The organism is Massilia sp. CMS3.1 (genome assembly GCF_051262535.1).
In the GTDB taxonomy this organism is placed as follows: Bacteria; Pseudomonadota; Gammaproteobacteria; order Burkholderiales; family Burkholderiaceae_D; genus Telluria.
Genome location: NZ_JBIMES010000008.1, coordinates 186,889 through 198,823 on the forward strand (window position 1 = coordinate 186,889; position 11,935 = coordinate 198,823).

13 protein-coding genes are annotated in these 11,935 nt (G+C 61.5%); 5 read left to right on the forward strand and 8 right to left on the reverse strand.

What is annotated here, in order from left to right; translation table 11 throughout:
* Positions 1 to 56: 56 nt before the first annotated feature.
* The 6 genes from ACHAC9_RS14905 to ACHAC9_RS14930 all read right to left on the reverse strand — a co-directional run bounded on the left by ACHAC9_RS14905 (position 57) and on the right by ACHAC9_RS14930 (position 5,200).
* Positions 57 to 956, reverse strand: coding sequence for a CAP domain-containing protein (locus ACHAC9_RS14905; protein ID WP_435760800.1), 900 nt, complete (start codon positions 954 to 956; stop codon positions 57 to 59).
* A gap of 115 nt (positions 957 to 1,071) precedes the next feature.
* Positions 1,072 to 1,434, reverse strand: a complete 363-nt coding sequence (locus ACHAC9_RS14910; protein ID WP_435760801.1) for a response regulator — start codon at positions 1,432 to 1,434, stop codon at positions 1,072 to 1,074.
* A 13-nt stretch (positions 1,435 to 1,447) separates the two neighbouring features.
* Positions 1,448 to 2,908, reverse strand: a complete 1,461-nt coding sequence (locus tag ACHAC9_RS14915; RefSeq protein WP_435760802.1) for an ATPase domain-containing protein — start codon at positions 2,906 to 2,908, stop codon at positions 1,448 to 1,450.
* Between the two features lie 167 nt (positions 2,909 to 3,075).
* Positions 3,076 to 3,390 carry an EthD family reductase gene (locus tag ACHAC9_RS14920; RefSeq protein ID WP_435760804.1) on the reverse strand — a complete coding sequence of 105 codons (315 nt, stop codon included), beginning with the start codon at positions 3,388 to 3,390 and terminating at the stop codon, positions 3,076 to 3,078.
* A gap of 248 nt (positions 3,391 to 3,638) precedes the next feature.
* Entirely contained in the window at positions 3,639 to 4,049 is a 411-nt protein-coding gene (locus ACHAC9_RS14925) for a hypothetical protein (RefSeq protein WP_435760806.1), read from the reverse strand.
* Positions 4,050 to 4,252: 203 nt separating this feature from the next.
* Positions 4,253 to 5,200, reverse strand: coding sequence for a LysR family transcriptional regulator (locus ACHAC9_RS14930; protein WP_435760808.1), 948 nt, complete (start codon positions 5,198 to 5,200; stop codon positions 4,253 to 4,255).
* Positions 5,201 to 5,374: 174 nt separating this feature from the next.
* Between ACHAC9_RS14930 and ACHAC9_RS14935 the strand changes: the two genes are divergently transcribed.
* From ACHAC9_RS14935 to ACHAC9_RS14950, 4 genes are all read left to right on the forward strand, one after another.
* Positions 5,375 to 6,466 (forward strand): alkene reductase, encoded by a 1,092-nt coding sequence (locus ACHAC9_RS14935; RefSeq protein ID WP_435760809.1) that lies wholly within the window; start codon positions 5,375 to 5,377, stop codon positions 6,464 to 6,466.
* Positions 6,467 to 6,584: 118 nt separating this feature from the next.
* Positions 6,585 to 7,049 carry a DUF2231 domain-containing protein gene (locus tag ACHAC9_RS14940; RefSeq protein ID WP_435760811.1) on the forward strand — a complete coding sequence of 155 codons (465 nt, stop codon included), beginning with the start codon at positions 6,585 to 6,587 and terminating at the stop codon, positions 7,047 to 7,049.
* Between the two features lie 29 nt (positions 7,050 to 7,078).
* On the forward strand, positions 7,079 to 8,338 hold the full coding sequence (locus tag ACHAC9_RS14945) for a PQQ-dependent sugar dehydrogenase (protein WP_435760890.1): 1,260 nt from the start codon (positions 7,079 to 7,081) through the stop codon (positions 8,336 to 8,338).
* Positions 8,339 to 8,405: 67 nt separating this feature from the next.
* Positions 8,406 to 9,557 carry a branched-chain amino acid ABC transporter substrate-binding protein gene (locus ACHAC9_RS14950; protein WP_435760813.1) on the forward strand — a complete coding sequence of 384 codons (1,152 nt, stop codon included), beginning with the start codon at positions 8,406 to 8,408 and terminating at the stop codon, positions 9,555 to 9,557.
* 74 nt (positions 9,558 to 9,631) lie between these two features.
* Here ACHAC9_RS14950 and ACHAC9_RS14955 read toward each other — a convergent pair whose 3' ends face one another.
* Positions 9,632 to 10,309 carry a type 1 glutamine amidotransferase domain-containing protein gene (locus ACHAC9_RS14955; RefSeq protein WP_435760814.1) on the reverse strand — a complete coding sequence of 226 codons (678 nt, stop codon included), beginning with the start codon at positions 10,307 to 10,309 and terminating at the stop codon, positions 9,632 to 9,634.
* A 309-nt stretch (positions 10,310 to 10,618) separates the two neighbouring features.
* Here ACHAC9_RS14955 and ACHAC9_RS14960 point away from each other — a divergent pair, with 309 nt between their 5' ends.
* Positions 10,619 to 11,716, forward strand: a complete 1,098-nt coding sequence (locus tag ACHAC9_RS14960) for a diguanylate cyclase (RefSeq protein ID WP_435760816.1) — start codon at positions 10,619 to 10,621, stop codon at positions 11,714 to 11,716.
* Between the two features lie 2 nt (positions 11,717 to 11,718).
* Here ACHAC9_RS14960 and ACHAC9_RS14965 read toward each other — a convergent pair whose 3' ends face one another.
* Entirely contained in the window at positions 11,719 to 11,922 is a 204-nt protein-coding gene (locus ACHAC9_RS14965) for a hypothetical protein (RefSeq protein ID WP_435760817.1), read from the reverse strand.
* Positions 11,923 to 11,935: the final 13 nt, after the last annotated feature.

The following is an 11,935-nucleotide window of genomic DNA, read 5'->3' on the forward strand; positions in this document are numbered from 1 at the left end:
CGGTAACGCCCGCGAGAAAACGAAGCGCATTCGGCACCCGTGCCGGATGCGCTTTTTTATCGCCGCACGCCGAACACCTGGGTCCAGTAGACAAAGCCCGGCATGCGCGCCCGGCTGATGGCGTAGCCCGCGCCCATCTCGGTGAAGCCCGGGTTCATCAGGTTGGCGCAGTGGCCCGGGCTGTCGATCCAGCCGTTCACCGCTTCCCTGGGCGTTGGTTGTCCCGCCGCGATGTTTTCGCCGATGAGTCTCCAGCTGTAGCCGGCGCGCGTGGCGCGCGTCCCCACTTCGCTGCTGTCCGATCCCTGGTGCGCCATATGCCGGCGGGCCGCCATGTCGCGGCTATGCGCCAGTGCCGCGGCGCCCAGGGCATCGTCCCAGGCCAGCGGCTGGGCGGCGCCGAAGGCACGCTCGCCGCAGGTACGGGGAACCGCGCGTGCGGCATTGACGGCGTCCAGGATGTCGCGTCCGACCACGCCTGGGTCGGGCAGGGCGATCGCCAGCAGCGGCCGGGCCAGCACGATCGTCCACTCGTCTGCCTGGCGGCTGGCGCCGATATCGCTGTAGGCTGCATTCAGCAGTACACGGCAGTAGGGCTGGCGGATCACGTCCATCACGCCCGCTGCCTCTTGCGCGCCGCGGGTGTAGATGATCTCGACCTGGGCCGCGTGATAGCCGACGCGTTCGAGTGCGGATTCTGGAAAGGTGCCGGGGCCGATGCGCACGCGTCCCAGGGCCGTATTCGATGTCAGGCCAGGCACCGGCGCGGGACGGGCACCCTCGCAGTCGCCCGGTGCGGCGCGATACGCATTGATCAGCGCGACGAGGCGGGTGTCGGTTTGGGCCTGCGCGCTGCCGGCAATGAGCACGGCGGCGGTGGCGAGGATGGGTGTGAAGCGGGAACGGCGCATCGTCAGCGTGCTACTTGTCAGGATCGTCCGCGAGGTCTTCTTCAAGTTGCTTCTCGAAGGTCTTGCGGTCGTTCGCGTTTGTGTAGAGCACCCAGCCAACAAGGAGAAGCGCGAGGATGGAACATAGGAAGATCGTCATCGTGGCCATCCATGAGGTCGGCTACCCCAATAACCGGCGAATTTCTGGCATCAGACGATCGAACAACACCGGTTTGCGCAGGAAAAGTTCGTAAGTCGGGCTGCCCAGGTTGTGCAGCTCGTGCGCACCGCTCATCAGGATGATGGGAATCGGCCGCGAATCCGGGTTGGCCTTTACCCGTACCGAAAATTCGACGCCATCCATATGCGGCATCATGCAATCCGAGATGATCAGGTCTGGCAGGCGCGCGGTCATTACTTCGAGTGCTTCAACCGGATCGTTGGCTGTAAGAACCTCGTACCCGTACAACTCAAGGAACATGGCGTAGGTCTCGGTGATGTCCGGCTCATCGTCCACCACGAGGATCAGAAGTCGTTTGTTCAAGGGGCCACCGTCCTTAGGCGACGTCGCAGTCGGCGTTGGGCCGTTTGCCACTAATCGAAGACGATACATCGCCGACAACCATTCCTTCACGCGAAATTGTCATCAGGCGGTTAGCGCCGTCATACTCATTTTCGCGCAGCTTCATTACGGACACCTGGCGGTGATTGATATCGCCGACGGTAAAGTATTCGAGCAACATGATGTTTTCGTACAGTGAAGACGAGGAAGGCTCGGCCGCCGGCGCGAGCCTCCGGAAATAGTGCAGCTGCTCGGTCATGTAGACCGTGACGCCGTGCATCCGCAAATGATTGGTCAGCGCGACCAGGAACGAGCGCGAACGTTCGGGATGCATGATCAGGTTGGCAAGGCCTTCCACGCCGTCGATCAGCAATCGGCTGACCTTGTGCTCGCGAATACAGGCAAGCATCCGCGACGCGAGGTCGTCGATAAGGATTTCTAGCGGCAACTGCCACATCAGCTGCAGCTTGCCGCTGGCGACATGGGGCTGGAGCTCGATGCCGATACGATGCGCCTTTTGCACGATGGTTTCCGGTGACTCATGGAAGCCCACGATCAGACAGTTTTCACCGTGCTTCAATCCCTCCCCGATGAAATGCAGCCCCATCAGGGTTTTGCCAACGCCGGGGCTGCCGAGCAGACAGGTAATCGAGCCCGCGACAACGCCGCCGCCGATGCGTTCGTCCCAACTCGGGATGCCGACACTGCGGCGGCCGGCGTCGGCAGGTGGCGCCTTGGCGCTGGCTGCGATCGCTTCAAATCTCGGATAAACGACCACGCCATCGTCACGCACTTCAAATACGTGCTTGCCCAGCAGGTGTTTTGCCCCACGAATTTTAAAAATTTGCAGTTCGCGAATCACGCCCATGCCCTGGCGATACTGGCCAAGCTCGATCACCCCGTCTACCAGGGTGTTTTCGTTGTCTGTGACATTGCCCTCGACCGGCGACAGCAGGAAGGTGGTGCAACCCATGGACGACACCAGCGAGTTCAGGGAATGCATAAACTCCGTCAACGCCAGGTCAGTGGCATTGCCGTTGCGTATCGAGCGGAAGCCGTCGATGATGAGAATGTGTGGCTTCTCCTCCACCATCGTCTCGACGATCAGATGAAGCAACTCGCGCAGGCCCTTCTTGATGCTTGTGTAGGCCGAAAAGAACACGAGTTCCTTGCCAATCAACGCGTCATCGAAGAAGCTGAAGTTGGCAAAGTGGTTGATCATCTTGGCGTGCGATTCACCCAGCAAGGTAAGGACGAGCACCTTTTTTCCCTGGCGGGCATGGCTGAACCCAATCTGGCATGCCAGGGTGGTTTTGCCGCTTCCGGCCAGACCCTGGATCAGATACAGGCCGCCAGCAGGCAAGCCGCCGCCGAGTACGACGTCGAGTCCAGCTACTCCGGATTCGAGCATCGACTGCGAGCCAAACGATTTGGCCTTGTGGGGGGAGGCGGACATCATATCCTTAGGGTAACGACAAGCAAGAGACTCACCTTGGAGGGCACTGTAAATGCCGCATTATTACAGGTAAACCCATCTCGGGCTACCAACCACCTGGCGTGGGCGTTGGCAGTGACCCCGGTCTCTATGTCGCGTCAGATGTCGGCCGAACGATTCGGCTGAGCCTATCCAACCAGCACTTCGCTGATTTGAATCACCGGCGTCTGGTTGGTGTAGTTGGGTATGTCGGCCATGATGGCCGTTGAATGCGGACCGAAGCCAGCCTGGAAGGCATCGACCGAATCGCAGAACAGGTGGCCCATCGCGATATACGGCGCATTCGAGTCAGGCAAGCCGGTGGAAACCGCCCTGTCGACTGCGTAGTACTTGCAATAGTCGCCCATCAAGCTTTTCACCATGGGCATATGCTGGTCCCGATAATAAACCTCGTCGAAACGGGCGTCCGGGCCGTTTGGATACATCACGCTCACCTTGATCATGGGTTTGTCTCCTCGTTACGGTTGGCTCACATAGTCGAACTCATCGTGCGCCGATGTCGGCCGCTTTGCAAGTGCCATGTTGAGATTCAAACAAGCATAGCCGGGGTCTGACATTCGGACACGTCCTCTGCATTAGTTCCCAAGAGTTGCTTTCTCAAGAGCAGCTATTGCTAGACTGCCAGCAAGTCTGGAAGTATGGTTGGGGTTGTGTCTGAATGTCAGACCTGACCCCGGCCTTACTCACTCGATCAGCGGCGGCAGCTTAAGCGCAGGGTTTCGCCCTGGCGCGCGACAACCCTCAGCGGCTCGCTATCGCCACAACGGTACACAACGCTCAGGCGTTTGACCTTACCGGGAGCGGAATCGCCACACAGTTGGTCATTGGCGACGACGGCACCGCGATTGCGTTCGACTCCATCGCGTACCGACCGGCGCGCGTCGCACGTAGAACCGCGCACGCCATAGTCGGCTTCCAAGATACGTAGACGGTTCCTGTCCGAGCCGCCACCACGGTCGTCGCGGGCGGCAGCCTGGCCAGCGGCATAACCGTCGTCGTAACCACGGCGATAATCGGCACTCTGGGCAAAGGCGGAAGTGGACGCGGCAGTGAAGGCCAGGACGGCGGCGATGCGCATTATTTGTTGTTTAGCAATTCTCATTTTTTCTCCATTATTCAATCATTGGACAAGGCTATCGGGAAACCTCGGTTTGCTCTGTTCGCTCCACCACAGTGTGTCAGCTAAAAGAGCTGGAAGCTGCCAGCTGGCTGTAAGTAAAGTTTCAATCTGTAAGCATACAAGCATGGCCGACCCTGGCAGGCGGCGGACAGGTAGGAAAGTATGGTTGAGCTTGTGTCCGAATGTCAGACCTGACCCCAGCTTTTGACTGCCCCGTCCGTAGCCAGCATTGGCGAGATATCCGGATCGCGCGCAAATTCGTCGGCGAAGAACGAGACGAAATGGCTGATCTTCAGTGAAGGCCGGCGCGCCGGCTGGAACACGACATTCAGCGGCAGCGGCGGCAGCCGGTAGCGCGTCAGGATCGGTTTGACGCGTCCGGCCCGGATGTCGTCGCCATACACCCACTGCGGCGTGTAGCAGATGCCCAGGCCTTCGACCACGGCCTGGCGGATCGCCTCCGAACTGTTCGACTGCAGGTGGCCGTTGACGCGCACCGTGTGCTGGACGCCATCCTCGTCCTGGAAGTTCCACTCGTTCAGGTTGGCCAGTCCCGTATAGACGATGCACTGGTGCCCGCGCAGCTCCTGGGGATGCTGTGGCTCTCCGTGCTGCGCGAGGTAGTCGTGCGAGGCGAGGGCGGCCCGGTGCGCGGTGCCGATGCGGCGCGCGATCAGGCGGCTGTCCTTCAGCTCGCCCACCCGGAAGGCGACGTCGATGCCGCCCACGACCAGGTCGACGAAACTGTCGTCCAGTTGCAGGTCAACTTTCAGCTGCGGGTAGCGCGCAAAGAAGGCTTTCAAACGCGGCACGATGTGCAGGCGGCCGAACGAGACGGGCGCTGCCACGCGCAGTACGCCCGAGATCTCGTTTTCGGTGCGCTGGATTTCGACCCGCGCTTCTTCCAGCGTGTCGAGCACCTGGCGGCAGCGCTCGTAGTAGCGCTTGCCGGCCTCGGTCAGGGCGTGGCTGCGTGTCGAGCGCACCAGCAGCTTGGCGCCCAGCATGGTTTCCAGCGCCTGCACCTGCTTGCTGATGGCCGACTGGCTGCTGCGCCCCTCGCGTGCAACGGCCGAAAAGTTCCCGGTTTCGACCACCCGGACAAAGGTTTCCATCAAACGCAGTCGATCCATAATGCTTTCATCCATTCCTGCCAGGAATAAATCATATCATTGGTGCGGTCTAGTCATGAGTCGCAGGAATACCTATAGTGGTTGGTGTGGTGGCCGCCGGCGATGACTCCGTGAAAGCTCCTCGACCGGCGGCCCAAATAATTCCAATCTCTTCAGAACAGAAACGGACCGAACATGACCCATCAGCTCTTTCAGCCCACCCGTATCGGCGACATCGAGGTTGCCAACCGTGTCGTCATGGCGCCGCTGACCCGCAGCCGCGCCGACGAGGCCGCCGGCGACGTGCCGGGCAGCCCGATGAACATCGAATACTATCGTCAGCGCAGCAACGCCGGCCTGATCATCAGCGAAGGCACCCAGGTCTCGCCCCTGGGCAAAGGCTACATGGCCACGCCGGGCATCTATTCGGACGCGCAGGTCGAAGGCTGGAAGCCGATCACCCAGGCCGTGCACGATGCCGGCTCGAAGATCGTCGCCCAGATCTGGCACGTCGGCCGCGTGACGCACCCGAACCTGACCGGCGGCGCGCAGCCGATCGCCCCGTCGGCCGTGGCGCCGAAAGTGACGGCCTACACCCACGCCGGCAAGGTCGAGGCGCCGGAACCGCGCGCCATTGCGTTTGAAGAAATCAAGGAGATCGTCGCCGAATACCGCCGCGGCGCCGCGAATGCGATCCGCGCCGGCTTCGACGGCATCGAACTGCATGGCGCCAACGGCTACCTGATCGACCAGTTCCTGCGCGACGGCGCCAACAAGCGCACGGACGAATACGGCGGCTCGATCGAGAACCGCGCCCGCTTCGCTCTGGAAGTGGTGGACGCAGTCGTGGCTGAAATCGGCGCCGGCCGCGTCGGCATTCGCCTGTCGCCGGTGACGCCGGCAAACGACCTGGCCGATAGCAACCCGCAAGCCGTGTTCGGTTACCTGGTCGAAGAGTTGAACAAGCGCGGCATCGCCTTCATCCACTTCGTCGAGGGCGCCACCGGCGGCCCGCGTGACGTGCCAGGTTTCGACTTCGCCTGGGCCCGCCAGGCCTTCAAGGGAACGTATATCGCCAACAATGGTTATGACCGCCAGATGGCGCTCGATGCGGTGGAGTCGGGCCGTGCCGATGCGGTGGCGTTTGGCCGCGCCTACATCGCCAATCCGGACCTGGTGCAGCGCCTGAAACTGAACGCGCCGTTCAATACGCCGAATCCGCAGACCTTCTATGTGCCGGGCGAAGCAGGATATATCGACTATCCGACGCTGGAGCAGGCGGCTTGATTGCCTGAGTTGCGGTAATAAAAAACGCCAACCCGAGGGTTGGCGTTTTTTTTATTTGAACTGCGTCTGTCCCTCTGGAATCAACGATGCGACAAGCCCTTGCTATGGTTGATATGATTTGAATATCAAAATCACCATCAAGGACTGTTTAATGTCATCTTTCGCCACGGCCAGCCCGACATATCGGAGCCCGCCAGGCCCGCTTCATGCAATCTTGCTCGCCGGGTCCGTTCCCCTGTTTCTCGGGGCATTGCTGAGTGATATTGCCTACTCCGAGTCTTATCAAATCCAGTGGAGTAACTTCGCGTCATGGCTGATTGCCGGCGGCTTGCTCTTCAGTGGGCTCGCCCTGTTGTTTTCGCTAGTAAATCTGATGCGGGCACAGCACAAGGCGGGACGTCCACTGGTGTACTTCGTGGCGCTGCTGGCGACCTGGGTGCTTGGCCTGGTCAATGCCTTCCAGCACGCAAAGGACGCCTGGGCCGTTATGCCCTCCGGGCTGATTTTATCGGCGATCGTGTTCCTCTTGATCTGCATGACAGCCTGGGTAGGACTCAGCGCAGGTTCGGGAGGTGCGAAATGAACCGGTTACGCGCACTGACATTGGTTGGCATGACGCTGCTGCTCGGCGCATGCAGTGACGAAGGAGGGAGTACCCTGGCACACGGACCGGATCCCAAGCTGCCGGAGCCGCAACGTGGTTTGTTACCCAGCATGAAGATTGCCGAGCCGGTAGCGTGGGGTGATCAAAAACCGACAGTGCCCGAGGGTTATAGCGTCACGGCGATCGCGACCGAGTTGAAAATTCCGCGACAGACCCTGGTGCTTCCGAATGGCGACATCCTGGTGGCGGAAGGTCGTGGCGGCAGCGCGGCCAAGCTCAAGCCGAAAGATGTGATTGCCGGCTACATCAAGGCGAAAGGCAATACCCAGGTCAAAGGTGGCAATCGCCTGACATTGCTGCGCGATGCTGACGGCGACGGTCGGTACGAGGTAAAAACAGTCTTTGCCGACAACCTGAATGCCCCCTACGGCTTGGCGTTTGCCAATAACAAACTGTACGTGGCCAACCAGGATGAGTTGGTCAGCTTCGATTATCAGGACGGCCAGACGAAGGCCGGCGCCCCGCCGGTCAGCATCGCGAAGCTGCCTTCCGAGATCAATCATCATTGGACGAAGGCAATGACCATCAGTCCCGATGGGCGCTTTCTGTACGTAGGTATCGGCTCGAACAGCAATATCACCGAGCGCGGCATGGAAGCTGAACTGGACCGGGCTTTGGTATGGCAGATTGACGCTGCGACGGGCGCGCATAAGCCCTATGCGACGGGCCTGCGCAATCCGACGGCCTTGGCGATGCATCCGGAAACCGGGCAGTTGTGGTCAGTGGTCAACGAACGTGATGAGCTGGGACCGGATCTGGTGCCTGACTACCTGACCTCGGTGCGCGAAGGCGGATTCTACGGCTGGCCGTACAGCTATTGGGGGCAGAACGTCGATCCGCGGGTCAAGCCGGAAAATCCGAAGAAGGTCGCGGCCGCCATCAAGCCCGATTACAGCCTGGGGTCGCACGTCGCCGCGCTTGGATTGCACTTTTCGCTGCCGGCAATGGGTGAAAAGTATGCCAATGGCGCATTCGTTGGGGAGCACGGCAGTTGGAACCGCGAAAATCCTGTGGGCTATAAAGTGATCTTCGTGCCGTTCAACAACGGGCGTCCTGCCGGCGAGCCAGTCGACTTCGTGACTGGTTTCCGTGATGCCGACGGGAAGACGCGCGGGCGGCCAGTGGGCGTCACTGTCGACCCGCGCGGGGCCTTGATTGTCGCGGATGATTTGGCAAACACGGTGTGGAGGGTGACCCGCAATCGTTGAATCCCCCTGTATATCGCTCAACGCCAACCCGAGGGTTGGCGTTTTGTTCAAACCACGGAAACCCACTATGCATAGCGCCTCGATTACCGCCGCCCTGCTGCTCCTTGCAACAGCGCTCGCACACGCCCAGCCCGCCGGCAAAGTCTTGCAAGTCAAAATCGGCACCGTCTCGCCGCTGTCCGGTCCCAGCGCCCACGCGGGCAAGGACATCGAAAACGGCGCCCGCATGGCGATCGACGAACTCAACGCAAAGGGCATCCTGCTCGGCGGCAGCAAGGTGCAATGGGTCTTGCAGCCCGAAGACGACGCCGCCGATCCGAAGACCGGCACGGCAGTTGCGCAAAAGCTGGTTGATGCCAATGTCGCGGCCGTGGTCGGGCACCTGAATTCGGGCACGACGGTGCCGGCCTCGAAAATCTACGCGAATGCCGGGATCCCGCAAATTTCGCCGGCCGCCACCACGCCGCTCTACACCAACCAGGGTTTTAAGACAGCATTCCGCGTGGTCGCCAATGACAATTTGGTCGGGCGCACGCTGGCCACCTATTCGATCGGCACGTTGAAGGCGAAGAAGATCGCCGTGATCGACGACCGCACCGCCTTTGGCCAGGGCCTCGCCGACCAGTTCGTCAAGGGCGTCAAGGCGGCCGGTGGGGGCGCCAGCGTCGTCAGCCGCCAGTTTACCAACGACAAGGCAACTGACTTCAACGCGATCCTGACCCAGATCCGCGCGCGCGATCCGGACGTGATTTTTTATGGCGGCATGGACGCGGTGGCCGGCCCGATGCTGAAACAAATGAAGGCGCTCGGATTGCGCGCAAAACTGGTGTCGGGCGACGGCGTCTGTTCGGAAAAAATGCCGCTGCTGGCCGGCGACGCGCTGGTCGACGACAAGGTGTACTGCGTCGTGGCGGGCGGCGTCGGCGCTGCGCAGGAAGCAGGCCTGAATGCATTTACCCAGCGTTACCAGCAACGCTACAAGATCCCGCTGCAGACCTATGCGCCCTACGCCTACGATGCGGTGATGGTGTTCGCCAAGGCGATGCAGACGGCAAATTCAAGCGATCCGGCCAAGTTCCTGCCGGCGCTGGCCGCCGTCAAGCATGAGGGCGTTACCGGCAGCATCGCCTTCGATCCGAAGGGAGATTTGCACAACGCGGCAATGACGATCTATACCTTTCGCAAGGGAAAGAAAGCCAAGCTGGCAGTGCTGCGCTAACAGGCGCAGCTGGAAACGACAACGCCACCCGAAGGTGGCGTCGTTCATTCAACCGTCAAGCTCGCGGACGTGCTTCAAGCCAGCAGTTTGAGCAGCGCTTGTGCCGCCACTTCCGACGATGCCGGATTCTGGCCGGTGACCAGCAAGCCATCGGTGACCGCATACGGCTGCCAGTCGCCCACTTTTGAATACATGCCACCGTTTTCCTTGAGCATATCTTCGACCAGGAAGGGGACGACCTTCGTTAGCCCGACCGCTTCTTCCTCGGTATTCGTAAAGCCGGTCACTTTCTTGCCGCTCACCAGCGGCTTGCCATCGGCAGCTTTCACATGGCGCAGCACACCCGGGGCGTGGCATACGGCCGCGACCGGCTTGCCGGCGGCGATCATGGCTTCGATCAGCGAAATCGAGGCCTGGTCGTCTGCCAGGTCCCAGAGCGGACCGTGACCGCCCGGATAGAAGACGGCGTCAAAATCGCTTGCCGACACATCGGCTAGCTTGCCGGTGGCGGCCAGCGCCGCCTGCGCTTGCGGATCGGCCTTGAAGCGATCCGTCGCTTCGGTCTGGGCATCGGGTTCATCGCTTTTCGGGTCGAGCGGCGGCTGGCCGCCCTGGGGCGACACCAGCGTCAGCTGCGCTCCGGCATCCTTGAGCGTGTAATAGGGCGCGGCGAATTCTTCGAGCCAGAAGCCGGTTTTCTTGCCGGTGTCGCCCAGCCGGTCGTGCGAGGTCAGTACCATCAGGATGTTCATGTCGGGGTTCCTTGTAATCAGTGATTGTTCATCACTGTAGCAAAGCTGCGCGTTTCGGCTCGCGCCGTAGGGAAGGAACTTCGTTGTCACAAGGCAACGCAGGCCTCAGCGTTTAGTTTCCAGGCGTAAATGCCTCGACTTGCCCATGGCTCTTCGGTAAAGTCTGAGCCGTCGCGCGTTTCTGCGCGCACCTGTCCTCCCAGGGACGGCCGGCCACTATTCGACCACGATGACGCATCAGATTCTTCAACACAGGCCGATTGCCTTGCCGGGGATCCCGATTCGATTGACTACCTGCGGGGCTTTGCGATGAGCCTGCTGCGGCACCTTGCCGTCCTGCTGTGCAGTACCGATCCCGGCCTGCACCGGATGCTGCAGTACTGGGCGGCGACCTGCATCCTGTATGTGGTCTGCATCGGCCTGTTGCTGGTGCAGGTCGAGCACAACTTGAGCAATGCCGGCGCAGCCTACGGCCTGATGACCTTTGGCGCGTACGGCGCACTGGCGTTTTATGTGCTGATCCGTACGAACGCACGCCTCAGGCTGGCGCCCGACCAGCTGGCGGTAGGGCAGGCGGTGTTCTCGCTCACTTGCGCCATCTGGGCCTACGCCATCAGCGGACCGCTGCGCGCGGCCATGCTGACCATGGCGGTCGTGATCATCGTGTTCTGCATGTTCGCGCTGCGCCCGCGCCAGACGCTCATGCTCTCTGCCTGCGCCACCCTCGGCATGGGCGCGACCATGTGGTGGCTGCAGGCGCATGACCCGGTGCGCTTTCCGCCGATGACCGAAGCCGTCACCTTCGGTTACCTCGCCGGCGCGCTGATGTCGACGGCGCTCCTGAGCGGGGAGATGAGCAAGCTGCGCTCGCGCCTGAAGCAGCAGAAGCGCGAACTGTCCGACGCACTCGACACCATCCGGGTCCTGGCGACGGTCGACGAACTCACCTCGCTGGTGAACCGCCGCCACATGAACGAAGTACTGGAGGCCGAGGAGCGGCGTCAGGGATGCGCGCTTGACACCTGCATCGCCTTGCTCGACATCGACTTCTTCAAACAGGTCAACGACCGCTATGGCCATGCCACCGGCGACGCCGTGCTGCGCTGCTTCTCGGCGGCCGCGCGCGCATCGCTGCGCGGCAGCGACGTGCTGGCGCGCTGGGGCGGCGAGGAATTCCTGCTGCTGCTGCCGGACACTGCCCCTGACGATGCGCGCGCCGCGCTGGAACGCATGGCTGAGCGCGTTCACGCAATGAAGGTGCCGGGTCTCGAGGGCGGCCACATCAGTTTCTCGGCCGGGCTGGCCACGCGCCACCTCGGTGAGCCATGCGCCGAGGTCATCAGCCGCGCCGACAGCGCGCTCTACCAGGCGAAGGAAACCGGCCGCAACCGCATCGTGCTGGCTTGATGTCAATGCGGGGCTGGCGTTCCTGCCGCCGCCCCCGCCGTCAGCGGATAGCACTGGAACGCTTCGACTGCGACCTGGACATCCATGAACTCACGGAAGGCCGCGATCCGGCCACGCCCGTAGGCAGCCCAGGCTTGCTGGACCAACTCGATATTCTGCTGCCCGTTCATGATGAGCTCCAGGCGCAAGGATTGGACTTTCAGCATGCGCCAGGCTGCG